The organism is Enterobacter cloacae complex sp. P6RS (assembly GCF_014982245.1).
Taxonomy (GTDB): Bacteria; Pseudomonadota; Gammaproteobacteria; order Enterobacterales; family Enterobacteriaceae; genus Enterobacter; species Enterobacter bugandensis.
The window spans coordinates 48,956-75,902 of record NZ_JADCLB010000002.1; the positions used below are offsets into that span (position 1 = coordinate 48,956).

General features: G+C 57.6%; 28 protein-coding genes. 12 read left to right on the forward strand and 16 right to left on the reverse strand.

The window, feature by feature from the left end:
• Nucleotides 1–10: 10 nt before the first annotated feature.
• Both yiiM and sodA read right to left on the reverse strand, forming a co-directional pair.
• Nucleotides 11–685, reverse strand: coding sequence for a 6-hydroxyaminopurine reductase (yiiM, locus tag INF73_RS00720; RefSeq protein ID WP_069733790.1), 675 nt, complete (start codon nucleotides 683–685; stop codon nucleotides 11–13).
• A gap of 71 nt (nucleotides 686–756) precedes the next feature.
• Entirely contained in the window at nucleotides 757–1,377 is a 621-nt protein-coding gene (gene sodA / locus INF73_RS00725; protein ID WP_003861999.1) for a superoxide dismutase [Mn], read from the reverse strand.
• A 288-nt stretch (nucleotides 1,378–1,665) separates the two neighbouring features.
• On the opposite strand from sodA, the gene rhaT reads away from it, so the two are divergent.
• Nucleotides 1,666–2,700 carry an L-rhamnose/proton symporter RhaT gene (gene rhaT, locus INF73_RS00730; protein WP_193542575.1) on the forward strand — a complete coding sequence of 345 codons (1,035 nt, stop codon included), beginning with the start codon at nucleotides 1,666–1,668 and terminating at the stop codon, nucleotides 2,698–2,700.
• On the opposite strand, the gene rhaR is transcribed toward rhaT, so the two are convergent.
• The gene (rhaR, locus tag INF73_RS00735) at nucleotides 2,701–3,549 is read right to left on the reverse strand and encodes an HTH-type transcriptional activator RhaR (protein ID WP_028014857.1); all 849 of its coding nucleotides are present in this window, start codon (nucleotides 3,547–3,549) and stop codon (nucleotides 2,701–2,703) included.
• Nucleotides 3,550–3,622: 73 nt separating this feature from the next.
• Nucleotides 3,623–4,459 carry an HTH-type transcriptional activator RhaS gene (gene rhaS, locus INF73_RS00740; RefSeq protein ID WP_193542574.1) on the reverse strand — a complete coding sequence of 279 codons (837 nt, stop codon included), beginning with the start codon at nucleotides 4,457–4,459 and terminating at the stop codon, nucleotides 3,623–3,625.
• A gap of 301 nt (nucleotides 4,460–4,760) precedes the next feature.
• Here rhaS and rhaB point away from each other — a divergent pair, with 301 nt between their 5' ends.
• From rhaB to rhaM, 5 genes are all read left to right on the forward strand, one after another.
• Nucleotides 4,761–6,230, forward strand: a complete 1,470-nt coding sequence (gene rhaB, locus INF73_RS00745) for a rhamnulokinase (protein ID WP_193542572.1) — start codon at nucleotides 4,761–4,763, stop codon at nucleotides 6,228–6,230.
• Nucleotides 6,227–7,486: an L-rhamnose isomerase gene (gene rhaA / locus INF73_RS00750; RefSeq protein WP_193542570.1), complete on the forward strand. Its 1,260-nt coding sequence runs from the start codon at nucleotides 6,227–6,229 to the stop codon at nucleotides 7,484–7,486. Before rhaB ends, rhaA begins: the two co-directional genes overlap by 4 nt.
• A 96-nt stretch (nucleotides 7,487–7,582) precedes the next feature.
• Nucleotides 7,583–8,413: a rhamnulose-1-phosphate aldolase gene (rhaD, locus tag INF73_RS00755; protein WP_193542568.1), complete on the forward strand. Its 831-nt coding sequence runs from the start codon at nucleotides 7,583–7,585 to the stop codon at nucleotides 8,411–8,413.
• A gap of 30 nt (nucleotides 8,414–8,443) precedes the next feature.
• Nucleotides 8,444–9,592, forward strand: coding sequence for a lactaldehyde reductase (gene fucO, locus INF73_RS00760; RefSeq protein WP_193542566.1), 1,149 nt, complete (start codon nucleotides 8,444–8,446; stop codon nucleotides 9,590–9,592).
• A complete protein-coding gene (gene rhaM / locus INF73_RS00765; RefSeq protein ID WP_059357404.1) occupies nucleotides 9,589–9,903 on the forward strand; it encodes an L-rhamnose mutarotase in 315 nt (104 codons plus the stop codon). Before fucO ends, rhaM begins: the two co-directional genes overlap by 4 nt.
• Here rhaM and INF73_RS00770 read toward each other — a convergent pair.
• The 4 genes from INF73_RS00770 to INF73_RS00785 form a co-directional block, all read right to left on the reverse strand.
• A complete protein-coding gene (locus INF73_RS00770) occupies nucleotides 9,891–11,168 on the reverse strand; it encodes an MFS transporter (RefSeq protein WP_059357403.1) in 1,278 nt (425 codons plus the stop codon). The genes rhaM and INF73_RS00770 overlap by 13 nt on opposite strands.
• Before the next feature lie 44 nt (nucleotides 11,169–11,212).
• Nucleotides 11,213–13,336 carry an alpha-galactosidase gene (locus INF73_RS00775; protein WP_193542564.1) on the reverse strand — a complete coding sequence of 708 codons (2,124 nt, stop codon included), beginning with the start codon at nucleotides 13,334–13,336 and terminating at the stop codon, nucleotides 11,213–11,215.
• A gap of 104 nt (nucleotides 13,337–13,440) precedes the next feature.
• On the reverse strand, nucleotides 13,441–14,436 hold the full coding sequence (locus tag INF73_RS00780; protein WP_193542562.1) for a LacI family DNA-binding transcriptional regulator: 996 nt from the start codon (nucleotides 14,434–14,436) through the stop codon (nucleotides 13,441–13,443).
• A gap of 17 nt (nucleotides 14,437–14,453) precedes the next feature.
• On the reverse strand, nucleotides 14,454–15,002 hold the full coding sequence (locus INF73_RS00785; protein WP_003861973.1) for a helix-turn-helix domain-containing protein: 549 nt from the start codon (nucleotides 15,000–15,002) through the stop codon (nucleotides 14,454–14,456).
• Nucleotides 15,003–15,105: 103 nt separating this feature from the next.
• On the opposite strand from INF73_RS00785, the gene INF73_RS00790 reads away from it, so the two are divergent.
• Both INF73_RS00790 and INF73_RS00795 read left to right on the forward strand, forming a co-directional pair.
• On the forward strand, nucleotides 15,106–15,765 hold the full coding sequence (locus tag INF73_RS00790) for an AzlC family ABC transporter permease (protein WP_028014867.1): 660 nt from the start codon (nucleotides 15,106–15,108) through the stop codon (nucleotides 15,763–15,765).
• Nucleotides 15,765–16,088: an AzlD domain-containing protein gene (locus INF73_RS00795; RefSeq protein ID WP_193542560.1), complete on the forward strand. Its 324-nt coding sequence runs from the start codon at nucleotides 15,765–15,767 to the stop codon at nucleotides 16,086–16,088. Before INF73_RS00790 ends, INF73_RS00795 begins: the two co-directional genes overlap by 1 nt.
• 40 nt (nucleotides 16,089–16,128) lie before the next feature.
• Here the strand turns inward: INF73_RS00795 and INF73_RS00800 are convergent, their stop codons facing one another.
• Together INF73_RS00800 and fdhD are read right to left on the reverse strand one after the other, a co-directional pair.
• Nucleotides 16,129–16,341, reverse strand: a complete 213-nt coding sequence (locus tag INF73_RS00800) for a DUF1471 domain-containing protein (protein ID WP_028014869.1) — start codon at nucleotides 16,339–16,341, stop codon at nucleotides 16,129–16,131.
• Between the two features lie 114 nt (nucleotides 16,342–16,455).
• Nucleotides 16,456–17,292, reverse strand: a complete 837-nt coding sequence (fdhD, locus tag INF73_RS00805) for a formate dehydrogenase accessory sulfurtransferase FdhD (RefSeq protein WP_193542558.1) — start codon at nucleotides 17,290–17,292, stop codon at nucleotides 16,456–16,458.
• A 371-nt stretch (nucleotides 17,293–17,663) separates the two neighbouring features.
• Between fdhD and fdnG the strand changes: the two genes are divergently transcribed.
• The 4 genes from fdnG to fdhE are packed head-to-tail and all read left to right on the forward strand — an operon-like array spanning nucleotide 17,664 to nucleotide 23,187.
• Nucleotides 17,664–20,714, forward strand: coding sequence for a formate dehydrogenase-N subunit alpha (fdnG, locus tag INF73_RS00810; protein ID WP_193542555.1), 3,051 nt, complete (start codon nucleotides 17,664–17,666; stop codon nucleotides 20,712–20,714).
• Nucleotides 20,715–20,726: 12 nt separating this feature from the next.
• The gene (gene fdxH, locus INF73_RS00815) at nucleotides 20,727–21,629 is read left to right on the forward strand and encodes a formate dehydrogenase subunit beta (protein ID WP_014072386.1); all 903 of its coding nucleotides are present in this window, start codon (nucleotides 20,727–20,729) and stop codon (nucleotides 21,627–21,629) included.
• Nucleotides 21,626–22,261: a formate dehydrogenase cytochrome b556 subunit gene (fdoI, locus tag INF73_RS00820; protein WP_015569914.1), complete on the forward strand. Its 636-nt coding sequence runs from the start codon at nucleotides 21,626–21,628 to the stop codon at nucleotides 22,259–22,261. Before fdxH ends, fdoI begins: the two co-directional genes overlap by 4 nt.
• A complete protein-coding gene (gene fdhE / locus INF73_RS00825) occupies nucleotides 22,258–23,187 on the forward strand; it encodes a formate dehydrogenase accessory protein FdhE (protein WP_193542554.1) in 930 nt (309 codons plus the stop codon). Before fdoI ends, fdhE begins: the two co-directional genes overlap by 4 nt.
• Before the next feature lie 41 nt (nucleotides 23,188–23,228).
• Here fdhE and nadS read toward each other — a convergent pair whose 3' ends face one another.
• The 6 genes from nadS to yihX all read right to left on the reverse strand — a co-directional run bounded on the left by nadS (nucleotide 23,229) and on the right by yihX (nucleotide 26,874).
• A complete protein-coding gene (nadS, locus tag INF73_RS00830) occupies nucleotides 23,229–23,519 on the reverse strand; it encodes a NadS family protein (RefSeq protein WP_193542552.1) in 291 nt (96 codons plus the stop codon).
• Nucleotides 23,520–23,831: a hypothetical protein gene (locus INF73_RS00835; protein ID WP_047366784.1), complete on the reverse strand. Its 312-nt coding sequence runs from the start codon at nucleotides 23,829–23,831 to the stop codon at nucleotides 23,520–23,522.
• Nucleotides 23,832–23,979: 148 nt separating this feature from the next.
• On the reverse strand, nucleotides 23,980–24,921 hold the full coding sequence (fabY, locus tag INF73_RS00840) for a fatty acid biosynthesis protein FabY (RefSeq protein WP_028014875.1): 942 nt from the start codon (nucleotides 24,919–24,921) through the stop codon (nucleotides 23,980–23,982).
• A gap of 44 nt (nucleotides 24,922–24,965) precedes the next feature.
• Nucleotides 24,966–25,403 (reverse strand): D-aminoacyl-tRNA deacylase, encoded by a 438-nt coding sequence (gene dtd, locus INF73_RS00845; RefSeq protein ID WP_008501836.1) that lies wholly within the window; start codon nucleotides 25,401–25,403, stop codon nucleotides 24,966–24,968.
• On the reverse strand, nucleotides 25,400–26,281 hold the full coding sequence (locus tag INF73_RS00850; RefSeq protein WP_045260235.1) for a virulence factor BrkB family protein: 882 nt from the start codon (nucleotides 26,279–26,281) through the stop codon (nucleotides 25,400–25,402). Before INF73_RS00850 ends, dtd begins: the two co-directional genes overlap by 4 nt.
• The gene (gene yihX / locus INF73_RS00855; RefSeq protein WP_045260234.1) at nucleotides 26,275–26,874 is read right to left on the reverse strand and encodes a glucose-1-phosphatase; all 600 of its coding nucleotides are present in this window, start codon (nucleotides 26,872–26,874) and stop codon (nucleotides 26,275–26,277) included. Before yihX ends, INF73_RS00850 begins: the two co-directional genes overlap by 7 nt.
• Nucleotides 26,875–26,947 lie beyond the last annotated feature (73 nt).

The following is a 26,947-nucleotide window of genomic DNA, read 5'->3' on the forward strand; positions in this document are numbered from 1 at the left end:
TCTACGGAACCTATTTCCCCCACAACCTCCGCGAACTACTCTCGATCTTCCCGCTTAAACGCCGCTTCTGCATCGTTCTTGTCCAGCTGGTAGACAACCCCGCCGCCGACAGCAGGCGATGATACTGTTCATCGTCAAACGGCATATGCCAGGCAATCGCGCAGGCGTCGTAAACGGACACGTCGCTCAAACGCGACGCGAGCTCAAGCGGGGCATCCGCAGATACTTGTCCTGCAAGCACCACGCGGTACAGCCAGCCGGTTTTACCCGCGTTTTGCAGCTGGGCCGACATATCCTGAATACCGAAATGGTAGTTGAGCTTAAAGCACGGCGAGCGCGGCTGGGTGACCTGAATCAGGGCATCGCCCCAGCGGTAAATATCGCCAATAAAGACGTTCTTTTCCGTCAGCCCTTCCGTTGAGAGATTTTCGCCAAACGCGGGCGCGACGAAGAGGTCCGCCTGCTCAGGAAATTCGGTTTTCCAGTGCTGATAGTGCTCGCGCGGATAGTGGCACAGCGCGCGATCGGGTCCGCCGTGGATTTTCTTTTCGGCCTGCTGGTCGCCCACCAGCCCGAGCTCGGTCAGCGACAGCTCACCGTCGACCTGCACTTTGGCGATGGCGCTCGGGCGGCTGCCGTCGTACTCCCTTACCTTGCCTGTAAACACGTTCACCGGGTAATGCATCGCTGCCTCCATTACGCAGATACAAAAAAAGCGAGTCATCAGACTCGCTTCTCACAGGCGTCAATGCAACCTTATTTTTTAGCGGCGAAACGCGCTGCTGCTTCGTCCCAGTTCACGACATCCCAGAACGCTTTGATGTAGTCAGGGCGACGGTTCTGGAACTTCAGGTAGTAAGCGTGTTCCCACACGTCCAGACCCAGGATTGGGAAACCGGATGCGCCAGAGATCGCTTCACCCATCAGCGGGGAGTCCTGGTTAGCAGTAGAAACCACTGCCAGCTTGTCACCTTTCAGAACCAGCCACGCCCAGCCAGAGCCGAAGCGGGTTGCAGCGGCTTTTTCGAATTCCGCTTTGAAGTTGTCTACGGAACCGAAGTCGCGCTCGATAGCCGCTTTCAGGTCGCCCTGCAGGGTGGTACCGGTTTTCAGGCCTTTCCAGAACAGGCTGTGGTTAGCGTGACCGCCCGCGTTGTTACGCAGTACGGTTTTCTTGTCTGCTGGCAGCTGGTCCAGCTTGGTGATCAGCTCTTCAACAGGCAGATTAGCGAACTCTGGCAGGCTTTCCAGCGCAGCATTCGCGTTGTTCACGTAGGTCTGGTGGTGTTTAGTGTGATGGATTTCCATCGTCTGCTTGTCGAAATGCGGTTCCAGTGCGTCGTAGGCATACGGCAGGGATGGCAGTGTATAACTCATAATCCTCTCCATTATTGTCGGGCGGCACAGCTGTTAATGCCGCGTAAGCAGTTGGTTCATTATAGTTAATTAAATGATATTGAAAATGATTATCAATGCCGTAGTTTTTATAAGGTTATTCGGTTTTTGAGAAATAAAAGAATTGTGAGTCTGCTCACGCGCTTAACGTGCTGATTGCCATTCAAAACAAAAGTGCGGCAACCTTCTGAAGGTTCCTGAACAGCCTAATTTTTACACTCATCAAGTCGGGGGGAAGCCTCCGGCTATAAAAACGATGAGGACGTAAAAATGAATCATGCGATTACGATGGGTATCTTCTGGCATTTAATAGGCGCAGCCAGTGCAGCCTGTTTCTATGCCCCGTTCAAAAAGGTGAAAGGCTGGTCGTGGGAAACCATGTGGTCCGTTGGCGGTACCGTGTCCTGGCTGATTTTGCCGTGGACAATCAGCGCCATGCTGCTGCCCGATTTCTGGAGCTACTTCTCCTCCTTCAACGCTTCCACCCTGCTGCCGGTATTCCTGTTCGGCGCGATGTGGGGCATCGGCAACATCAACTACGGCCTGACCATGCGCTACCTCGGGATGTCGATGGGTATCGGCATCGCGATTGGCATTACGCTGATAGTGGGCACCCTGATGACGCCCATTCTCAACGGCCATTTCGACATGCTGATCAACACCCAGGGCGGGCGAATGACGCTGCTGGGCGTGCTGGTAGCGGTGATCGGCGTGGGGATCGTCACCCGCGCAGGCCAGCTAAAAGAACGCAAGATGGGCATCAGGGCCGAAGAGTTCAACCTGAAGAAAGGGCTGCTGCTGGCGGTGATGTGCGGGGTCTTCTCGGCGGGCATGTCGTTCGCCATGAACGCCGCCAAACCGATGCACGACGCCGCTGCGGCGCTGGGCGTTGACCCGCTGTATGTTGCCCTGCCAAGCTATGTGGTGATCATGGGCGGTGGCGCGCTGGTAAACCTCGGTTTCTGCTTCATTCGTCTGGCAAAAGTGAAGAACCTGTCGGTAAAAGCCGACTTCTCGCTGGCAAAACCGCTTATCCTCACCAACGTTCTGCTCTCCGCACTCGGCGGCCTGATGTGGTATCTGCAATTCTTCTTCTACGCCTGGGGCCACGCCAGCATTCCGGCGCAGTATGACTATATGAGCTGGATGCTTCACATGAGCTTCTACGTGCTGTGCGGCGGTCTGGTTGGGCTGGTGCTGAAGGAGTGGAACAACGCCGGACGTCGTCCGGTTGGCGTACTGAGCCTGGGCTGCGTGGTGATTATCATTGCGGCCAATATCGTCGGCCTCGGCATGGCGAACTGATTACGCTGCTTTTCGACTGCGATGACGCCACTGAACCGGCGTCATCCCCACCTCACGGTTAAACACCACCGAAAAGTAGTTACTGTCCTCAAAGCCGCAGCGCATCGCCACTTCACTGACCATCAGCTCCGTATGCTGTAACAGATACTGGGCGTGGCAGATGCGCAGCTGGCGCAGGTAATGGTTTATCGTCATCCCCGTCTGGGTGCGGAACTGCTGGCGCAGCGCGCGCTCGCTGCACTGCTCCTGCTCGCAGAATTTTTCCAGTACGAAACTCTTGTTCAGACTGCCCGCAAGCCGGGCGATCAGCTTATCCAGCAGCGCTTCCTGCGTGGTGGCGGAGGGATTATCCGTGGCGTAACGATGACGCTTCAGGGTCATCACCAGCTGGGCGAATAGCAGCTCCGACATCTGGTTTGCCACCGGGTCGCTCTTCTGGCTCTCCTGCTCCAGCTGGGAAATCGTCTGGCGCACCTGAGCCATGCCGCTGCTGCTTAAGCGCCAGTGCGGTTCGCCTCCGGCATTCAGAATGCCCGGAATGTTGCTCGCCCAGTCGACATTCAGTTTAAGCCTGTCAGGGCAGTAGATGACGTTCTGCAACACCAGATCGTTAACCGAGGCGTAGGCGTGTTTGTCTTCGGCGCGAATGTAAAACAGATCCCCGCGCGTGATGCGGTAGGGCCGGTCGTTGAGGACGTGCAGGCCGTTGCCGCGCCACACCAGCACCAGCTCGCAGAACTCATGGGTGTGCTCGGCAAAGACATTTTGCGGGTAACGGTCGGCCACCGCGACGGCCTGACTCGCGGAGGCAAAAAAATCATCTTTGCGAAGAATCAACTGAGCGGCCACACCACAACCTCTACGGCGAATAACCGGGCATTATTAGCTTTTTTGCGGCCTGAAAACGGTGACTGCCCTCGCGTTACTGAAGCAACGCGTCTTTCCCCTGACGAATATCGCGCGGCGACCAGCTAAATTCCCGGCGAAATAGCGTCGAAAAGTGATTACTGTCGCCGAAACCGCAGCGATAAGCAATTTCCGTAACGCTTTCGTCGGTATGCCGTAAAAGGTGACGCGCTTTGATCAGGCGCAGACGGTTAAGGTAACGCTGCGGCGTGAGCCCGGTATGCTGCTTGAGCTGACGATGCAGCGTGCGCAGCGAGAGCGAAAAGTCGTCCGCCAGCGTTTCCCAGCAGACATCTTCAGCGAAATGATCTTCCAGCCAGGCCATGAGCTGGTTCAGCCGTGCGTCGTTATTTTCCATCCCTTCCACCAGGTTGCTGCGGCGCAGCAGCACCAGCAGCTGCATAAACAGCAGCTCGCGGGTGGCAATCGCGTGCGTCTCCTGCCCGTCCTCGCTCTGCTCCATCTGGCTCACCAGCTGACGCACCTGCTGTAACGTGGATTGATTCACCCGCCAGTGCGACGGGTAGTGGCCGTCCTTCTCCTGCGGCAACAGCTGATTCAACCCGGAGAGAAACTGGAACGCGTCCGGGGAACGATAGAGTACGTTGGTCAGACACAGGTTGTCGGTATGTTCATACAGGTGCCTGTCGTGGTCACGCACGAAGCACACCGTACCGCCGCTGATGGTATACGGCTGACCGTTGAATACGTGGATGCCCGTTCCGTGCTCAACAATCACAATCTCATGAAAATCATGATGATGCTCCGGGAACGCAGCCTGAGGAAGCCGTGGCTCAATCGCGACGGGAGAAGCCCCCGAAGGAAAAAAATCGACGCTGTGCAGTACGGTCATAACGGCCCCCACCAATGAGAAAAGTTCTCAAAATAGTAATTAAGGCCCTCCACGCTCACCTTAAATTTTTGACAGTAAACCGCGCAAAAGCTGCCGATTTTTCAAGAAACAGGCGGAAAGATCGGGAAATGCGGTCAGCGTCACACTGCCAGCAAACCCCGCCATTACTGGAAACTGTGAACTCCCTCACGTTCACCTTTGCTTTCTTGCCAGCGCGAGATTTGGGCTGTCAGTGGCGAGAAGGTGGCTATTTCTTCCCTTTCTTACACTCATCGCTAATGACTTAAGAAAGGACCCGACCATGACTTTTCGCCATTGTGTGGCTGTCGATTTAGGCGCATCCAGCGGCCGTGTAATGCTCGCCACCTGGGACTGTGACCAGCACACCCTTACGCTTCGCGAAATGCACCGTTTCGCCAATTGTCTGCAAAAACAGGACGGTTTTGTGACCTGGGATATCGATGCGCTGGAGGCGGAGATCCGCACCGGACTTCACAACGTCTGCGAAGACGGTATCCGCATCGACAGTATCGGCATTGATACCTGGGGCGTGGATTACGTGCTGCTGGACAGTCACGGCGAACGCGTTGGCCTGCCCGTCTCCTACCGCGACAGCCGCACCGATGGGCTGATGGCGCACGCCATCGCGCAGCTTGGCAAAGAGAATATCTATGGTCGCAGCGGCATTCAGTTTCTGCCGTTTAACACGCTGTACCAGCTGCGCGCGCTGGTGGAGCAACAGCCAGAGCTGGTTGAAAAGGTGGCGCATGCGCTGCTGATCCCGGACTACTTAAGCTATCGTCTGACCGGCAACATGAACTGGGAATACACCAACTCCACCACCACGCAGCTGGTCAATATCAACACCGATAACTGGGATGAACACCTGCTGGCATGGACGGGCGCCTCGCCGTTCTGGTTCGGCACGCCAACCCATCCGGGCAATGTCATCGGCCAGTGGATTTGCCCGCAGGGGAATGAAATTCCCGTTGTCGCCGTCGCCAGTCACGACACCGCAAGCGCGGTCATTGCTTCGCCGCTCGCCAGCAAAGACGCGGCCTATCTCTCCTCCGGCACCTGGTCGCTGATGGGTTTTGAGAGCAAAACGCCTTACACCAGCGACGCCGCGCTGGCCGCCAATATCACCAACGAAGGCGGTGCCGAAGGACGCTACCGCGTGCTGAAGAACATCATGGGCCTGTGGCTGCTCCAGCGGGTGCTGAAAGAGCAGAACGTCACCGACCTGCCCGCACTTATTGCGGAAACCGAAAAGCTGAAGGCCTGCACCTTCCTGATTAACCCGAACGACGACCGCTTTATTAACCCGGTGCACATGAGCGCTGAGATCCAGGCCGCCTGTTTTGACGCGGGGCAGCCGGTACCTTCCCGCCCCGCCGAGCTGGCGCGCTGTATTTTTGACAGTCTCGCCCTGCTCTATGCCGACATCCTGAGCGAGCTGGCGAGCCTTCGCGGTAAACCGTTCAGCCAGCTGCACATCGTGGGCGGCGGCTGCCAGAACCAGCTGCTGAACCAGCTCTGCGCCGATGCCTGCGGCATTACCGTGGTGGCAGGTCCCGTAGAGGCTTCCACGCTCGGCAACATTGGCATTCAGTTGATGACGCTGGACGAACTATCAAACGTCGACGATTTCCGTTCGGTGGTGACGGCGAATAACAGCCTGACCACCTTCACCCCCAATCCCTGCCATGACATTGCCCGCTACCGGGCGCAGTTTCAGCAAAAACGACTGACTAAGGAGCTTTGCGCATGACCACTCAACTTGAACAAGCCTGGGATCTGGCTAAACAGCGTTTCGCCGCCGTCGGCGTGGATGTCGAAGAGGCGCTGCGCCAGCTCGACCGTCTGCCCGTCTCCATGCACTGCTGGCAGGGTGATGACGTCGCCGGTTTCGAGAACCCGGGCGGTTCCCTGACGGGTGGCATTCAGGCAACGGGTAACTACCCGGGCAAAGCGCGCAACGCCACCGAACTGCGTGCGGATCTTGAAATAGCGTTGAGCCTGATCCCGGGGCCAAAACGCCTGAATCTGCACGCGATTTATCTCGAATCCGACGCGCCGGTCGCGCGTAACGAAATCAAACCGGAACACTTTAAGAACTGGGTGGAGTGGGCAAAGGCCAACCGGCTGGGACTGGATTTTAACCCGTCCTGCTTCTCGCACCCGCTGAGCGCGGACGGGTTTACCCTTGCACACGCCAACGACGAAATCCGGCAGTTCTGGATCGACCACGTGAAGGCCAGCCGCCGCGTCTCCGCGTATTTCGGCGAGCAGCTCGGCACGCCGTCGGTGATGAATATCTGGATCCCGGATGGCATGAAGGACATCACCGTAGACCGACTGGCGCCACGCCAGCGCCTGCTGGCCGCGCTGGATGAAGCCATCAGCGAGAAGCTGGATCCGGCGCACCATATCGACGCGGTGGAGAGCAAGCTGTTCGGCATTGGCGCAGAAAGCTACACCGTCGGCTCAAACGAGTTCTACATGGGCTACGCCACCAGCCGCCAGACCGCGCTGTGCCTGGATGCTGGCCACTTCCACCCAACGGAAGTCATCTCCGACAAAATCTCCGCCGCCATGCTCTACGTGCCGCGCCTGCTGCTGCACGTCAGCCGTCCGGTGCGCTGGGACAGCGACCACGTGGTCCTGCTGGACGACGAAACCCAGGCGATTGCCAGCGAGATCGTCCGTCACGATCTGTTTGACCGCGTGCACATCGGGCTCGACTTCTTCGACGCCTCCATCAACCGCATCGCGGCATGGGTTATCGGCACCCGAAACATGAAAAAAGCCCTGCTGCGTGCCCTGCTGGAGCCAACTGCCGCGCTGAAACAGCTGGAAGAGAGCGGCGATTACACCGCGCGTCTGGCGCTGCTGGAGGAGCAAAAATCCCTGCCGTGGCAGGCGGTATGGGAGATGTACTGCCAGCGTCACGATGCGCCTGCAGGCAGCCAGTGGCTGGACAACGTGCGGGCGTATGAGAAGGACGTGCTCGCCGCTCGTCAGTAAAAAATATCGCCCGGCGGCGCGTTGCTTGCCGGGCCTACAGGTAAAAGCAGGCCGGGTAAGCGTAACGCCACCCGGCATTTTCAAAGGAAACACAGTATGCAGACCATCACCACCTCCTGGTTCGTCCAGGGCATGATCAAAGCCACCTCCGACGCCTGGCTGAAGGGCTGGGACGAGCGCAACGGCGGCAACCTCACGCTGCGCCTGGACGATGGGGACATCGAGCCCTACGCCGCCGATTTTCACCAGAAGCCGCGCTATATTGCCCTGAGCCAGCCGATGCCGCTGCTCGCCAACACGCCGTTTATCGTTACCGGTTCCGGCAAGTTCTTCCGTAACGTTCAGCTGGACCCGGAAGCCAATCTCGGCGTCGTGAGGGTAGACAACGACGGCGCGGGATACCACATTCTGTGGGGGCTAACGGACGACGCGGTGCCGACCTCTGAACTGCCGGCGCACTTCCTCTCCCACTGCGAGCGCATCAAGGCGACCAACGGCAAAGACCGCGTGATCATGCACTGCCATGCCACTAACCTGATCGCCCTGACCTACGTGCTGGAAAATAATTCTGATTTCTTTACCCGCAAGCTGTGGGAAGGCAGCACCGAGTGTCTGGTGGTGTTCCCGGACGGCGTCGGCATTCTGCCGTGGATGGTGCCGGGTACCGACGAAATCGGTCAGGCGACCGCGACGGATATGCAAAAGCACGCCCTGGTGCTGTGGCCGTTCCACGGCGTCTTCGGCAGCGGTCCGACGCTGGATGAAACCTTCGGCCTGATCGACACCGCCGAGAAATCCGCAGAAGTGCTGGTGAAGGTCTATTCCATGGGCGGCATGAAGCAGACCATCCCCCGGGAAGAGCTGATCGCGCTGGGCAAACGTTTTGGCGTTACCCCGATGCAATCGGCCCTGGATTTATACGCGTAACGCCACAGGCGATAGTTAAGGAGAATTATCATGAGCTTTATGTTGGCACTTCCCAAAATTAGCCTGCATGGCGCGGGTGCAATCGGCGATATGGTCACCCTGGTGGCGACCAGGCGGTGGGGCAAAGCGCTGATTGTCACAGACGGCCAACTGGTGAAACTGGGCCTGCTCGACAGCCTGTTTACCGCGCTGGACGCCCATCAAATGTCATATCAACTGTTCGATGAGGTGTTTCCGAACCCGACGGAAGCGCTGGTGCAAAAAGGATTTGCGGCTTACCGGGACGCGGAGTGTGATTACATCATCGCCTTTGGCGGCGGCAGCCCGATTGATACCGCCAAGGCGATTAAAATCCTCACCGCTAATCCAGGCCCGTCTACCGATTACTCCGGCGTCGGCAAGGTGAAAAACGCAGGCGTGCCGCTGGTGGCGATCAACACTACCGCAGGCACCGCGGCAGAGATGACCAGCAACGCGGTGATCATCGACTCCGCGCGTCAGGTGAAAGAGGTGATTATCGACCCGAACATCATCCCGGATATTGCCGTGGACGATGCCAGCGTGATGCTTGATATTCCGGCCTCCGTGACCGCCGCAACCGGCATGGATGCGTTAACGCACGCCATTGAAGCCTACGTGTCCGTTGGCGCGCACCCGCTGACCGATGCCAATGCGCTGGAGGCGATTCGCCTGATCAACCTCTGGCTGCCGAAAGCGGTTGACGACGGTCATAACCTGGAAGCGCGCGAGCAGATGGCCTTCGGTCAGTACCTGGCGGGTATGGCGTTTAACAGCGCCGGGCTGGGGCTGGTACACGCTCTGGCGCACCAGCCGGGCGCAACGCACAACCTGCCTCATGGCGTATGTAATGCCATCCTGCTGCCGATCATCGAAAACTTTAACCGCCCGAACGCGGTCGCGCGTTTTGCCCGCGTGGCGCAGGCAATGGGCGTTGACACGCGCGAAATGAGCGACGAGGCCGCCAGCATGGCAGCGATTCAGGCGATTCGTGACCTGAGCGCCCGCGTCGGCATTCCGTCCGGCTTCAGCCAGCTCGGCGTCACCAAAGCCGACATTGAAGGCTGGCTGGATAAAGCCCTCGCCGATCCGTGCGCGCCGTGCAACCCGCGCACCGCCAGCCGCGACGAGGTCCGCGAGCTGTATCTGGAGGCATTATGATCCGCAAAGCGTTTGTGATGCAGGTAAACCCGGACGCGCACGAAGAGTACGCGCATCGCCACAATCCGATTTGGCCCGAGCTTGCAGCGGTGTTGAAAGACCACGGCGCGCACCACTACGCCATTTATCTCGACAGAGAACGCAACCTGCTGTTTGCGACGGTGGAGATTGAGTCGGAGGAGCGCTGGAACGCGGTGGCGAATACCGACGTGTGCCAGCGCTGGTGGAAATATATGGCTGACGTCATGCCGTCGAACCCGGATAACAGCCCGGTGAGCGCCGGGCTGAAAGAGGTGTTTTACCTGGAGTGATGCGTTAACGCTGCCGCCCCTGTGGTGGCAGCAATCTCCCGCCTGCTGCTCAGCGTAAACGCCGATACCACCGTAATCGCCAGCACGAAACAGCCCAGCATCAGATACGTCTCCTGAAAGCCGATCCGGTCATACATATTTCCGGCAAAGGCGGAGAGGAAAATCGCTGCCGACTGTTTGGCAAACTGAAAACCAATCAGGTAGATGGTGGCCGACAGGCGCGTATCAAACACTCCGGTAATGTATTTGAATGCCCCCACCAGCAGGAACGGGACTTCCAGGGCATGCAGCATCTTGAGGGCGATGACCTCCACGGCAGTGGTGGCAAACGACGAGCCGATAATGCGCGTCGCCATAATCACCCCGGCGATCAGCAGCGTGTTCTTCGCGCCGATGCGGTTAATGATCCACGGCGAGCAGAACATGATGATGGCGTTACAAATCTCCCCCGCCGTGGTGGCAAAACCAAAGGCGCGGGTCCCTTCCTGCGGCGTGGCGAAGAAGGTTTTAAAGAAGGTGGCAAACTGCTGGTCGAAAACGTCATACACGCAGGCCACGCCAATCACGTACAGGATGAACATCCACATTCTGCGCTGGCGGAACAGGTTGAACACGGTTTTAGCGGTGATCTGCGGCTGGTTCGCGCCCAGGGCGTTCATCACCTGCGCCGTCTGGTTGGGTTTCGGTTTCGCGACCACCAGCAACAGCATCAGCAAAAGCGCCGCCGCCGATCCCATCCAGAAAACATACGACGGGTCGATGCCGAACAGGATGCCGCCCGTTGAGGCGCACAGCCCCCAACCGAGGCAGCCAAACATGCGCGCCTTGCCGTATTCAAAGAGGCTGTTGCGGCTCACGCGTTCAATGTAGGCCTCAATGGCCCCGGATCCGGCTGAAAAAACAAAGCCGATATACAGCCCGCCGCTCAGCGCGCCCAGCCAGATATTGGTTTTCAACAGCGGCGCGAAGACGTACAGGAAAAACGGCGCGAACAGAAACAGCAGCACCGAGATGATCCACAGCAGATGTTTTTTCAGCCCCAGCTTGTCCGAAATGACACCCAGCACCGGCTGGAAGGCAATGGCCGACAGCGAGATGCAGGAGAAGACAATCCCGGTATGGGTTTTGTTCAGACCGATGATGTCCGACAGCCAGATTGGCAGGAACGGAAAGCAGGTGGCCATGATGAAGAAGTAGAGAAAGAAGAACAGCCCGAAGATCCAGAAATTGGGGTTGTCTTTGTGGGTACAGGTTGTTGTGTTCATTATTTTTATCCTCAACGGAGGGCCGGTTGCCCGGCCCGTCACCTTTACACGCGTTCTACGCCAATAAGAATGGCGGTTTCCGGATCCAGAATCGGCAGCGCAATACCCGCCCGCATCAGCCATTCGCCGCTTGCCGTTTGCGGGGCTTCCATCCACGCCGGCAGCTTGCGCATGGTGTGCCCGCCCTCGCCCGTGATCTGAATGTTCGGGTGATCCAGCAGCGTGATGCGGTACTGCGCGCTGGCGTCTAACCCCGGCATGCGCAGCGGCATCATCAAGGTGTAATCCGGCATCGCGAGCTGGCTGACCAAAAATAGCCCCTGCGTTTTGTCTTCGCTCACTATACCCTGCGCCAGCGTGGTGGCATCCGGCATGTCCACGCGCCACTGGGTACCGTGATGAATCACCTCACGCCACCGCTTATACAGCGCGGCATAATGGCGATAGCCCTCACGCTCCTGCGCATCGACGGTGAGCGGATCCAACTCCAGCCCCATGTGCCCAAACAGCGCCGTCAGCCCACGGAAAGCGATGCTGTGCTGGCGGAAGGTAGCGTGACATTTATGATGACCGATATGCGCCCCCATCACCTCCGGCGGGAAGAAGTAGCTCATGCCGCGCTGGATCGTGTTGCGCTCCAGCGCGTCGTTGTTGTCGGAAGCCCAGAAGCGATGGCTGCGGGTCAGCACTTCATAATCGATTCGCCCGCCTCCGGAGGAGCAGGATTCAAATTCAATGTGCGGAAAACGCTCGCCCAGCACGTCCAGCAGGCGGTAAAACTGGCGGGTCTGCGCGTCGGCGGCAGCTTTACCGTTGTGCCCGGGCTGCACCAGCTCGCGGTTCATGTCCCATTTCACATAGTCAACCGCATGCTCGCCCAGCAGCCAGCTCATGCGCTCCACCAGGTAATCAAAGGCCTGCGGGATGTTGAGATTGAGCACCAGCTGGTGTCGTCCGGTCGCCTGGGGATAGCCCGGCAGCGCCAGCACCCAGTCAGGATGCGCGCGATAGAGATCGGAATCCGGGTTAATCATCTCCGGCTCGATCCAGATGCCAAACTCCATGCCGAGCCGTTTAACGTGACTGATTACCGGCGTCAGGCCGTTCGGGTATTTTTTCTCATCCAGGTACCAGTCGCCCAGCGCGGCATGGTCGTCGTTGCGGCCTTTGAACCAGCCGTCGTCAATGATAAAGCGCTCCACGCCCAGCGCGGCGGCCTCGTCGGCCATGCGCATGATGTACTCCGGATCGTGGCTGAAGTAGATCCCCTCCCAGGTATTGAGGTGTACCGGGCGCGGTTTGTTTTCCGGGAAGCGGATGATGCTGTCGCGCAGATAGCGGTGGAACTGCTGGCTCATGCCGTTCAGCCCGTGCGGGGAGTAGCTGGCATACAGGCGCGGCGTCCAGAGCGTTTCGCCCTCTTGAATCGCCATTTCACCCGGCAGGTAAAGCGCTTCGGCCTGTATATAACGGCGACCATCGGTTTTCGCTTCGGCGCGCAGGCGGTGGTTGCCGCTCCAGCCCAGATGCACGCCCCAGACGTCGCCCTGCATTTCGCTGAACGATGGCGTACCGGCGATCAGCGCCGGAAAATGTTCGTGGGACGTTTTACCCCGACGGTTTTCAATGATAAAGCTGTCGTGTTCAAGCGTGACGCGGTGCGGCTGAAATTCTCTGATCCAGCGTCCGTGAAAGGCCATAACCTCCTGCGCGCGCTCGGCCACCGGCAGCGTGACGGCGAATCGGTCCACCTGCCACGCCTGCGCTTTCAGGTTGGTTACTCCATGGCGCACCACCAGCACGCCGCTGGCCTCCAGCGTCAGCTCGCTGGTCAGACGCAGTCCCGCGCATTCATCTTCGGCGGTTATCGTCAGGGTGTTTACGTCCTGCTGCACCTGCGTGGTTTTAAACACCGGGGAACCGTCCAGCCCCTGGCGATGCCCCTCAATACCGGGCGAGCCAAACAGCCCGTGCCCCAGCTCGGCCATCAGCGTTACCGGGGAGTCCACATCCAGCCTGCCGTTTGCCACCGGCCGCGCCAGCGTAGCGACATTCTGCGGCGAAAAGTGCTGAAGGTGCGGCCCCCAGTAGAGAATTTCGGCGAACGGTTGGGTTTTTATCACCACGTCAACCGTGGTGCTTTCGAGTCGTAAAATGGCATCTTGCATCAGACATCTCCTGTCGTCGGGATGCCTTGAGTGTTGATCCGAAACGTTTCGGATACAAACCAAAACGTTTCGGATCTGTGATCGGGTTTGGAAATTTACGCGGTTTAGGCCGTCTGGCCCGGGAAGAATTCCGGCTGCCAGAGCACCTGGAGCCGTTCGATGTCGTCGCCGTTAATCAGTTGGCGCACCATATCGGCAATCTGTTTTCCGACGCCCTGACGAGTGGACTGGATCACTGCCGCCACGTCAGCATCAACGATGCTGTCCTGCGGAAGTCCGTCATAAACCACCAGCGCAACGGCGTTCTCGCCTGTCAGGCGGCCCAGTTCCGCCAGCGCCATCGCCGCGCCGTCGCCGTGGGTGTTGCAGTCGGTAATGATGGCCGTGGGGGGCTGCGGCAGGGAGAGAAGTTCTTTCGTGGTGGCATACCCCACGCGGCGCGAAGGGGGCATAGCGCGCAGCCATTCGCTGGAGAGCCCGGCTTCACGCAGCGCGTCCAGGTAGCCCTGTCGCCGCTGGGTGATGAATGCCTGATTATTGCTTTCGCCCAGCAGGGCGATGCGCTGATGGCCTTTCTCAATCAGCCAGCGGGTGGACTGGTACGTGCCAGCATAGTTGTCGAAGTCGAACCACGCGTACGGCTGCGGTAGCTGGCTGCGGCCAAGCGCCAGAAAAGGGAATCCGACGGCCTGTAACTGTTCAAGTCGCGGATCGTGATCCAGCGTGTGGGCCACAATCAGCGCATCCACGCGGCGGCTTTGCACCATGCGCATATAGCTGTGCTTATCCGCCAGATCATCGTCGGCGATGAGCAGCAGGTCGATCTCATGTCGCGCCAGTTCGTGGCTAATTTCGCCGACCATGTCCATAAAAACGCTGTTATTGAGCGGAACAGGATGCACGGGAAAAACGAGGCCGACGGCATCAATTTTGCCCATCTTCAGGCGGCGCGCAAACGTATTAGGTCGGTAACCACGGCGCTGGGCCTCCGCCTCCACGCGGGCGCGCGTCTCAGCAGAAACATCGTCATACCCGTTGAGGGCGCGGCTGACGGTAGTGACGGACAGCCCCAGTTCTTTAGCAATGGCTTTGAGCGACATGATTTTCCGTATCTTCGTTAATTTTGTTCCGCCACCAGAAGGGCGTGGGTGTCTGGCTCCAGCGCCTTAAAGATATGCGGCTGATCGGCAGGGTAGCAAATGTAATCGCCCGGGCCGAGTTCTTCCGCCGCGTCGATCAGGCCGACCATCGCCCGCCCCTGGGTCACGATAATATGCTCAACCGACCCCGGCGGATGCGGCTGGGAAATACGGTCTGCGCCCGGCTGCGTCAGCAGCAGATAGATATCACGACGCGCGCCCGGCGGACACGCCGCCAGCAAAATCGCCTCGTAGTTTGCCTGCCCGGCAACCACCTTGGTGCCCTCACCGCGGCGGATCACCTGCGTGACGGGCTGCTGCGGCTCCAGTAACCGGGCAAACGGGATATCCAGCGCCACGCAAAGCGACCAGAGCGTTTCCAGGCTAGGATTGCCGTTGCCAGACTCCAGCTGAGAAAGCGTAGATTTGGCGATCCCGGCACGGCGGGCAATTTCCGCCAGTGACAGCCCGGTTCGCAGGCGTTCCCGCACCAGGCTTTTGGCGATCACGCTGATTGGCTGCGTCATAAAAACGGCCTCTGTCTCTCTATAACGAACGATTCGTTCATCTTGTAAAACGATTTTGATGCGTTCATTATAATGGAAATACGTTCGATATGGCTAAAATGATATGAAGAATCCCCTCTCTTGCCTGAAAGGCGACACGATAAAAGCGATAATTTTGGTCTGCCTCGCGGTAGGCGTGGTCGGCATGTCTTACGGCTCCCTGGCGATGGCCTACGGTTTTCCGCTGTGGGTGCCGTTTGTGCTTTCCCTCACGGTGCTGGCGGGCGCATCCGAGTTTATGTTTATCGGCATTGTGGCAAGCGGAGGTAACCCGCTGGCGGCAGCGGCCGCCGGTTTGCTGGTCAACGCGCGCCATGTGCCGTTTGGCGTGACGGTGCGTGAACTGGTGGGCAAACGGGGTTTGAGCTATCTCGGCTGTCACATCATGAACGATGAAAGCGTGGTGTTTGGCCTGTCGCAAAAAACGCCCGAGCAGCGTAAAGCGGCCTACTGGCTGTGCGGTTTAGGCGTGGCGATTATCTGGCCGGTGGGGGCGCTGTTGGGTGCCATGGTCGGTAAACTGCTGCCGGACCCGGAGACCATCGGGCTGGACGCGGTGTTTCCGGCGATCCTGCTGGCGTTAGTGGTACCCGCGTTTAAAAACCGTACCACGCTGATCCGCGCCTGCAGCGGTGCCGCGCTATCACTGGCTGCCGTGCCGTTTGCCCCGGTGGGTTTACCGGTTCTGCTCTCGTTACTCGGTCTCGCTGCGAGGAAAAAATAATGGAAAACATGACGTTTTTTATTCTCGGCATCGCCATTCTTTCTGCCGGAACCTACCTGATGCGTCTCGGCGGGGCAAAGCTGGGCAACCGGCTGGCTCTCTCTGAACGATCGCAGGCGCTGCTTTCCGATGCGGCTACCGTTTTGCTGTTCTCCGTCGCGCTGGCGACCACGTTTTATGAAGGGGAACATTTTGCGGGCATGGCGCGCGTGCTGGGTGTGGGGTTCGCGGTGTTCCTGGCATGGCGAAAAATGCCGTTAATTGTGGTGATCGTCGCGGCGGCGGTGGTGACGGCGCTGCTGCGTCTGGCGGGTATAAACTAAAAAAGCGCCCCAGGGGCGCTCTTTCGACGGTATAGCGAAATTATTTGTTCAGTTCAGCGGTCATGTGTACGCGGTTACCGGTGAACGCCTGGGTAATTTTGTAGGATGACGCGCCCGCTTCCTGAGCCTGAGCCGCGATTTTCGCTTCTGCGCTATCAATGGTGGAAGCAGAGGCGGTCACTGTCTGTGCAGCGAAAGAACCGAAAGAAGTAGCCAGAGCGATTACAGCGACAAAAGTTTTGATGCTTTTCATGATATAAACCCTTTCATTAAGTTGTTTAGGTAAGGCACCGTGCCTTGATGAGATAAATACTAGCCCTCATCCTGAACAACTAAAAGCGGAAGGATTTGCTATTATCGTTCAAAATTACTGATCAACCATTAACCGCTGCGGATGGGTATAAATCGTCGCCCTGCCCGGCTTGCAGAACCCCACCAGCGTCAGATTGCAGCGCTCCGCCACCTCCACCGCCAGCGTGGTTGCCGCCGACACCGCAAACAAAATTTCCACGCCGCACATCGCGGACTTCTGCACCATCTCATAGCTGGCGCGGCTGGAAACAAGCGCCGCGCCCTGCTGCCAGAGATCGCTCTCCCCCGCACGACGGCCTAATAGCTTGTCGAGCGCGACGTGGCGGCCCACGTCCTCATGCCCTCCAGCAATATCTCCTGACGGCAATACCCACGCCGCCGCGTGCGTGCAGCCGCTCAGTTGGCCGATGGGCTGAACATCGTTGAGATTTTCCAGCGCACGGTCGAGATGTGCCAGATTGAAGGTCTGGGTAAACGGCAGTGGCGCAACGGGCTTGCCAATATCATTAAGCTGCTCAACACCACAGACACCGCACCCGGTACGCCCGGCCAGCGCGCGGCGGCGCTCTTTCAGCCCCATAAAGCGGCGGCTGGAGAGTTCGATTTGCACTTCAAGACCGTTAAACGCCTGAACCACGTCCATGCCGTAGATCTCCTGCGGGTGCGAAATGATGCCTTCTGAGAGGGAAAAACCGATGGCGAACAGTTCGAGATCTTTGGGTGAGGCCATCATCACCACGTGCGAAATACCGTTGTAAACGAGGGCAACGGGCACTTCTTCAGCCAGAAAATCGGGTGTGGCATGGGTAATGTGGGGCGGTCTGCGTACCGACATTTCCACAATGCCCGCAGGCAGTGGCGATGAGCGGGTAGCACGGTTTTGTTTAGACACAGCGGTATTCCTGAACAACCACGGAAGTAAGCCTGCTATTGCAGCATAAACCGCAGGCCTTACGCATAGTATGGATCAACTTTTCGACACTCATTGTCCTACTCATTAAGAAGAGGTGCAACTCGACCCCCGCTACACCCCTTTAACATGCAGAGCTTATAGTGTGATCAGTGTCACACTTTATAATCAACACAGTGATAATACGTTCACTTTGTATTAACGCCGTTGGAACAGGTATACCGACATTGTGGTATTCTGATGATATCCCTCGGAGAAATGAGGGATTAACGCAAATTTTTCTCCTTTGCGGTCAATTCTCAACCGCGAAGTTAAAACTACATATATAAGCAATGTCGAACAAGGAGTGACCCATGCAGGTCAGCAGAAGGCAGTTCTTTAAGATCTGCGCTGGCGGTATGGCAGGCACCACGGCGGCGGCACTGGGCTTTGCGCCCGGCGTAGCGCTGGCGGAAACGCGGCAGTACAAACTGCTGCGCACCCGCGAAACCCGTAACACCTGTACGTACTGCTCCGTCGGCTGTGGGCTGTTGATGTATAGCCTCGGCGACGGTGCGAAAAACGCCAAAGCGTCTATTTTCCATATCGAAGGCGACCCGGACCATCCGGTCAACCGCGGCGCGCTGTGCCCGAAAGGGGCCGGTCTGGTGGACTTTATCCACTCCGAAAGCCGTCTGAAATTCCCGGAATATCGCGCGCCTGGCTCCGATAAATGGCAGCAAATCAGCTGGGAAGAGGCGTTTGACCGCATCGCAAAACATATTAAAGAAGACCGCGATGCCAACTTTATTGAGAAGAACGCCGACGGCGTCACGGTCAACCGCTGGCTCTCCACCGGGATGCTGTGTGCTTCTGCCTCCAGCAACGAAACCGGCTATTTAACCCAGAAATTCACGCGCGCACTCGGTATGCTCGCGGTCGACAACCAGGCGCGTGTCTGACACGGACCAACGGTAGCAAGTCTTGCTCCAACATTTGGTCGCGGTGCGATGACCAACCACTGGGTCGACATCAAGAACGCCAACCTCATTGTGGTGATGGGCGGTAACGCCGCTGAAGCGCACCCGGTCGGGTTCCGCTGGGCGATGGAAGCCAAAATCCACAACGGTGCGAAACTGATTGTGATCGATCCCCGCTTCACGCGTACTGCGTCAGTGGCGGATTTCTACACCCCTATTCGTTCAGGTACTGACATTACTTTCCTGTCAGGCGTACTGCTGTACCTGATAACCCACGAAAAATACAACCGCGAATACACCGAAGCCTATACCAACGCCAGCCTGATCGTGCGTGAGGATTACCACTTCGAAGATGGCCTGTTTAGCGGTTACGACGCTGAAAAACGCAAGTACGACAAAACCAGCTGGAACTACGAGCTGGATGAGAAAGGCTTTGCGAAGCGCGACACCACTCTTCAACACCCGCGCTGCGTATGGAACCTGCTGAAAGAGCACGTTTCCCGCTACACGCCGGACGTTGTTGAGAACATCTGCGGCACGCCGAAGGCGGACTTCCTGAAGGTCTGCGAGCTGATCGCGGAGACCAGCGCGAAGGACAAAACCGCGTCGTTCCTGTATGCACTCGGCTGGACGCAGCACTCCATCGGCGCGCAGAACATCCGTACGATGGCAATGGTGCAGCTGCTGCTCGGCAACATGGGGATGGCAGGCGGCGGCGTGAATGCCCTGCGCGGTCACTCTAACATCCAGGGTTTGACCGACCTCGGCCTGCTGTCTCAGAGCCTGACGGGTTACATGAACCTGCCAAGCGAGAAACAGACTGACCTGCAGACCTACCTGACGGCCAGCACGCCAAAACCGCTGCTCGAAGGCCAGGTGAACTACTGGGGCAACTATCCGAAGTTCTTCGTCTCGCTGATGAAAGCCTTCTACGGCGACAAAGCGACGGCGGAAAACAGCTGGGGCTTTGACTGGCTGCCGAAGTGGGACAAAGGTTACGACGTTCTCCAGTACTTCGAAATGATGCACCAGGGCCAGGTCAACGGCTATATCTGCCAGGGCTTTAACCCGGTGGCGTCGTTCCCGAACAAGAACAAGGTTGTCGAGTCTCTCTCGAAGCTGAAGTTCCTGGTAACGATTGACCCGCTCAACACCGAGACCTCGACCTTCTGGCAGAACCACGGCGAGTCGAACGACGTCGATCCGTCGAAGATTCAGACCGAAGTGTTCCGCCTGCCGTCTACCTGCTTCGCGGAAGAGAACGGTTCTATCGTCAACTCCGGCCGCTGGCTGCAGTGGCACTGGAAAGGCGCGGACGCCCCGGGCATCGCCATGAACGACGGCGAGATCCTGGCCGGTATCTTCTTACGCCTGCGTAAGATGTATGCGGCAGAAGGCGGCGCGAACCCTGAGCCGGTGCTGAACATGACCTGGAACTACTCGACGCCGGAAAATCCTGCGCCGGAAGAAGTGGCCATGGAGAGCAACGGTAAGGCGCTGGCGGACGTTATCGACCCGGTCACCGGCGCGGTTCTGGCGAAGAAAGGCGACCAGCTCAGCACCTTCGCCCACCTGCGCGATGACGGTACCACCTCCAGCGGCTGCTGGATCTTTGCCGGTAGCTGGACGCCGAAAGGCAACCAGATGGCCAACCGTGACAACGCCGACCCGTCGGGCCTCGGCAATACGCTGGGCTGGGCATGGGCATGGCCGCTGAACCGCCGCATCCTCTATAACCGTGCCTCCGCTGACCCGCAGGGTAACCCGTGGGATCCGAAGCGTCAGTTGCTGAAGTGGGACGGCGCGAAATGGGGCGGCGTGGATATTCCGGACTACAGCACTGCCGCACCAGGCAGCGACGTCGGGCCGTTTATCATGCAGCCTGAAGGGATGGGCCGTCTGTTTGCTATCGATAAGATGGCGGAAGGGCCGTTCCCGGAACATTACGAGCCGTTTGAGACGCCGCTGGGCACCAACCCGCTGCACCCGAACGTGGTCTCTAACCCGGCAGCGCGTATCTTCAAGGGCGACTTTGAAGCGCTGGGTAAAAAAGACAAGTTCCCGTACGTGGGCACCACCTACCGTCTGACCGAACACTTCCATTACTGGACCAAGCACGCGCTGCTTAACGCCATCGCGCAGCCGGAACAGTTTGTGGAGATCGGCGAGAAGCTGGCGAACAAGCTCGGCATTGCCCATGGCGATACCGTGAAGGTCTCCTCTAACCGCGGCTACATCAAGGCCAAGGCGGTGGTGACCAAGCGTATTCGCACGCTGAACGTTCACGGTCAGCAGGTGGATACCATCGGCATCCCAATTCACTGGGGTTATGAGGGCGTGGCGAAGAAAGGGTTCATTGCGAACACCCTGACGCCGTTCGTCGGTGATGCGAACACGCAGACGCCGGAGTTTAAGGCCTTCCTCGTGAACGTGGAAAAGGTGTAACGGAGACGACTTATGGCTTATCAATCTCAAGACATTATCCGTCGTTCCGCGACTAACGGTTTCACGCCCGCGCCTCAGGCGCGGGACCACCAGCAGGAAGTGGCGAAGCTGATCGACGTGACCACCTGTATCGGCTGTAAAGCCTGTCAGGTGGCCTGCTCTGAGTGGAACGACATCCGTGACGAAGTGGGTCACAACGTCGGGGTGTACGACAACCCGGCAGACCTGACCGCCAAGTCCTGGACGGTAATGCGTTTCTCGGAAGTGGAGCAGAACGACAAACTGGAATGGCTTATCCGCAAAGACGGCTGTATGCACTGCGCGGATCCGGGCTGCCTGAAGGCGTGTCCGTCAGAAGGGGCTATCATTCAGTATGCCAACGGCATCGTCGACTTCCAGTCCGAGCAGTGCATTGGCTGCGGCTACTGCATCGCGGGCTGTCCGTTCGACGTGCCGCGCCTGAACCCGGAAGACAACCGCGTCTACAAATGCACCCTGTGCGTGGACCGCGTTAACGTGGGCCAGGAGCCTGCATGCGTGAAGACCTGCCCAACCGGCGCTATCCACTTTGGCTCCAAAGAGGATATGAAAACGCTGGCGGCAGAGCGCGTGGGCGAGTTGAAAACCCGTGGTTACGACAACGCGGGCCTGTACGATCCGGCCGGGGTTGGCGGTACGCACGTGATGTACGTGCTGCACCACGCCGACAAGCCGAACCTGTATCACGGCCTGCCGGAGAACCCGGAAATCAGCGCCACCGTGAAGTTCTGGAAAGGCATCTGGAAACCGCTGGCCGCGGTGGGCTTTGCTGCCACCTTCGCAGCGAGCATCTTCCACTACGTCGGCGTCGGTCCGAACCGTGCGGAAGAGGAAGACGACAACCTGCATGAAGAGAAAGACGAGGTGCGCAAATGAGAAAACGTGACACCATCGTGCGCTACACCGCGCCGGAACGCATCAACCACTGGGTCACCGCCTTCTGCTTCATGCTGGCGGCGATAAGCGGGCTGGGGTTCTTCTTCCCCTCCTTCAACTGGCTGATGCAGATCCTGGGCACGCCGCAGCTGGCGCGCATCCTTCACCCGTTCGTGGGTGTGGTGATGTTTGCCTCGTTTATCATCATGTTTTTCCGCTACTGGCACCATAACCTAATCAATCGGGATGATATCTTTTGGGCGAAGAATATTCGTAAGATCGTCGTCAACGAGGAAGTGGGTGATACCGGGCGTTATAACTTCGGCCAGAAATGCGTATTCTGGGCGGCGATTATCTTCCTGGTCCTGTTGCTGGTGAGCGGCGTGATCATCTGGCGTCCGTACTTTGCGCCTGCTTTCTCAATCCCGGTGATCCGATTTGCGCTAATGCTGCATTCATTTGCCGCAGTGGCGTTAATTGTGGTTATCATGGTGCATATTTACGCCGCCCTCTGGGTGAAAGGCACCATTACCGCGATGGTGGAAGGATGGGTAACCAAAACGTGGGCGAAGAAACATCACCCGCGCTGGTACCGTGAAGTCCGCCAGAAACAGGAAAAGTCATCTGAATGAGTATTCGCATAATCCCGCAAGATGAGCTGGGGTCGAGCGAGAAACGTACGGCGGAGTATATTCCGCCGTTGTTATTCCCCAGACTCAAGAACCTCTACAACCGCCGCGCAGAGCGTCTGCGCGAGCTGGCAGAGAACAACCCGCTGGGCGATTTTCTGCGCTTTGCCGCGCTGGTCGCCCATGCGCAGGAGGTGGTGCTGTACGACCACCCGCTGCAAATGGACCTGACCGCGCGCATCAAAGAAGCTAACGAGCAGGGCAAGCCGCCGCTGGATATTCACGTCCTGCCGCGCGACAAGCACTGGCATAAGCTGCTGCATTCGCTGATTGCCGAGCTGAAGCCGGAGATGAGCGGCACGGCGCTGGCGGTCATCGAGAATCTGGAAAAAGCCTCCGACCTGGAGCTGGAAGAGATGGCGAGCGCGCTGTTTGCCTCCGACTTCTCGCTGGTCAGCAGCGATAAAGCGCCGTTTATCTGGGCCGCGCTGTCGCTCTACTGGGCGCAAATGGCGAGCCTGATGCCGGGCAAAGCCCGCGCCGAATACGGCGAGGCGCGCCAGTTCTGCCCGGTCTGCGGCTCAATGCCGGTCTCCAGCATGGTGCAGATTGGGACCACGCAGGGGCTGCGCTACCTGCACTGCAACCTGTGTGAAACCGAGTGGCACGTGGTGCGCGTGAAGTGCAGCAACTGCGAGCAGACTCGCGATCTCAACTACTGGTCGCTGGAAAATGAAGACGCGGCGGTGAAAGCCGAAAGCTGCGGCGACTGCGGAACCTACCTGAAGATCCTGTATCAGGAAAAAGACCCGAAAGTCGAAGCGGTGGCGGACGATCTCGCCTCGCTGATTCTGGATGCGAAGATGGAGCAGGAGGGCTTTGCCCGCAGCTCGATCAACCCGTTCCTGTTCCCGGGTGAAGGGGAGTAATCTCCATAAAAGCCCGGTGAGCCTCAGTGCAACCGGGCTAATTACTGCGATAGCGCAGGGATGACATGTTGAGGATCGTTAGCAATAGCGCGCAAAAGCGCTTTAGCCGGGCCTGTAGGCGAGCGTCTGCCTTGTTCCCAGTTACGCAATGTATCAACGCTGACAGAGATTAAGGTCGCGAATTTACTCTGCGACAACCCGGATGCCTGACGAATTTCTTTTATTTTCATCGCCTCGATTTGAAAGATACGCGACGGCTCGCGTTGGCCCTCGGCAATCTCGTTCATTTGCCCAACGCTTTGGGTTAATCGCTCAAACAGCGCCTTATCCATTTACCACCTCTCTATCATCTTTTTCAGAATAGCTTTCTCCCCCGCAGACAGGTCATCTTTAATCCCTTTGCGATAGATGAGCAGCAGTCTGATTTCAAACTCACACGTACGGTAAAAATAGATAACTCTGACTCCACCACGCTTTCCCTTTCCGCCAGCAAGCCAGCGAATCTTTCGCAAGCCTCCCGTATTCTGGATAACATCGCCGTACTCCGGTTGTGTCGCCAGGAATATCTGGAACCGATGATATTCGTCGTCATCCAGTAACGTTTTGACGTCTTCTGTGAAAATGTCCGTTTCAATGAATAGCATTAAACATACGCCATTGGCTTATAGTAACAAATGTCTAATGTACGTCAATGACGTACCCCTTGCTGATTACGTTAATGGGATACGCCGAATAAAGCGAAGGATACGTCCTGCTACGATGTGTATTTGCGAGCCGCTTTCCAGAAGACCGTTATTCTTCCTCGTTCCCCCCCTCTTCATACGCCCCATACGGCTTCGCAGGAAGAACGATATAGGTGCCTTCAAACACCGCGCCCGGCGTTTCATCGCCGAACAGCTCAACCTGCATCTGCACGCGCGCTTTGCGGCCACGTGCCAGACGATCAAGATCGCCGCCCAGCGCGCCAAGGTCCGCCACCGCGCTCGGCTTGCCGCTGATAGGCGCACTGTAGCGGATGTGGGCATCGGCCAGAATAATGGTGCCGCCAAGATGCCGCTCGCGCAGCATTAGCCAGATCAGCCCCCAGCCGGTGAGCGTCGCCAGGGAAAACAGGCTGCCGGCAAACAGGGTGTGGTGAGGGTTCTGATTGCCGGTTTCCGGCATGGTGGTAATGAATTTTTGCCCGGTGTACTGCTGAATGCGCACGCCCATCTTTTCACTCAGAGGGATGTGTTCATACCAGGCCTGCTGCAGCTGCCCGCACCAGTCCGCGCGATGAAGAATATCGTCCAGCGTGGCGATGGGTTTGATCATCAAAAAGTGGCGAATCGGCGTGGTTTGCGGAGCGGTGATTTCACCCTGGTTAACAAAACCGAGTTTGGCAAAAAACTCCACGGCATCTTCCCGGGCGCTACAGGTGACGCGCTTAACGCCTTCCTGACGGGCGACGGACTCCAGCGTCATCGCCATTAGCGTCCCCAGCCCTTTATCCTGCACGGAAGGGTGAACCGCCATAAAACGAATCGACGCTTCGTTATCAGCGTTGATATACAGTCGCCCGACGGCGACGAGGTTACCCTCTTCGTCCATCACCATCTGATGATGGGCCATCGCATCCCAGGCGTCGCGTTCAGATCCTTTTGGCTGATGCAGTGGCTTGCGCAGCATTTCCCAGCGGAACTGGTAATACGCTTCTAACTCTTCTTCCGTTTGCGGTACTCGAAGGTGATACATAGCTGTACTCTCTCTTGTTACCCGCGGCCATGCCGTAAGTATGCTCATACCTGGAGCCAGAATGTGACGGGGCCATCGTTCACCAGCGAGACCTGCATATCTGCAGCGAATCGTCCGGTTTGCGTATTCATTTCCTGTTGGCGACAACGCTCAACAAAATATTCGTAAAGTGCTTCTGCACGATCCGGCGCGGCGCCTTTAGAGAAACTCGGGCGCATGCCGCGCTCGGTATCCGCTGCCAGCGTAAACTGGGAAACCACCAGCACGCTGCCGCCCGCCTGCTGGACGTTCAGATTCATCTTGCCTTCCGCATCGCTGAATATGCGGTAGCCCAGCACGCGCTCGCATAAGCGGTTCGCTTTTTGTTCGTCATCATCCTTTTCGACACCTAACAACACCAAAAGTCCTGGGCCAATTTCACCCGTCACCTCTCCCTCCACGGTGACGCTGGCACGGGTTACGCGCTGTATCAATGCAATCATGGTTGGTCTGCTTCTAATTGTTTTTCAGCTTCTGCTGCTTTTTTAAGTTCGCGGTATACGCCGAGAGTGACAGTTATTTCGGCACCAAGCAAGACGATACACCAGGTCCAGTAAACCCAGACAAACAAAATGGGGATCACCGCCAGCACGCCGTAAATCAGCTGATAAGACGGGAACATGGTGATGTAAAGGGCAAACCCTTTTTTACCCAGTTCAAAAAGCACTGCCGCCACCAGCGCCCCAACTACCGCATCGCGGTTAGGCACGCGCGTGGTCGGTACAACGCTATAGAGCAGCCAGAACGAGAGCCAGGACAGGATCAGCGGAAAAATACGCAGCACGTTATCAATCACGCTGTTTAAATCACTCGCCCAGCGCAAGGAGAGAAGATACGAACTGATTGCCAGGCTCGCCCCAGCCAGCAACGGCCCCAGCGTTAAAATCATCCAGTAGACGGCAAAGGAATAGACCTTAGGACGGATTTTTTTGCTTCGCCAGATGGTGTTAAGCGCGCTGTCGATGGAGTACATCAGCAGCAACGCGGTGACGATAAGGCCGCACGCCCCCACCGCCGTCATTTTGCTGGAGTTGGCAACAAACTGCTCGATGTAGTTCTGGATAACATCCCCGGTGGCAGGGATGAAGTTCGCGAAGACGAAATGGCGAAGCTGCAGGCTAACGTCCGCGAACATCGGGAAAGCGGAAAAGAGCGCAAAGATAACCGCCACCAGCGGCACTAATGAGAGCAACGACACGTAGGCGAGGTTACCCGCCAGCGTGGTCATGTTGTCCTCATCAATGCGGTGCCAGAGCAGCTTCAGCCAGGCCCTCAGCGGGCGAGTATGATGCGTGGCTTTTTGATGAACGGTTTTTAGCATAACTGCTTCGCAAAGTAGTTCGGTATCGTCTCTTTTCCGGTCACCAGAATTGACGTGATACCCAACTGGTTAGCTCCCTCTATATTATCGGCGTTGTCATCGAAAAAGACCGCATCGGCCGCGGTGAATCCCTCTGCCTGCAAAACAGCCTGATAAATTCGCGCTTCAGGCTTACGCATACCCATCTCTTGCGAAAGATAGATCTTATCTGCCGCCGCCTTAACTTCGGGGTATTCCTCTGGCCAGAAGGTCGTGTGCAGACGGTTGGTGTTAGACAGCACGACCACCCGGTGCCCCTGCTCGCGCAGTTTGTGCATAATGTCGATCACTTCCGGACGGATCGCGACGAATACCGCCTGCCAGCCGTGAGAAAATTGTTCATAGCTTAACGAAAGCCCCATCTCCTGGCAGAAGCGTTCAGCAAACTCTTCATCGCTAATCTCGCCGCGTTCATGCTGATGGAAGGTCTCACCCATCGCGAAATCCTGCTTTAACGTCGCCAGCGGCACACGGCTAAAGTCGCTCCAGGCACCCAGCACCCGGTTAAAATCGATATCGACGATTACGTTTCCTAAGTCAAAGATATAAAGCATGTTTATCTCCTTTCGCCGTGGAGAGATAACTGTAGCGGGAATCACGAGATTTGACTATGCGTGCCGTCTAAGG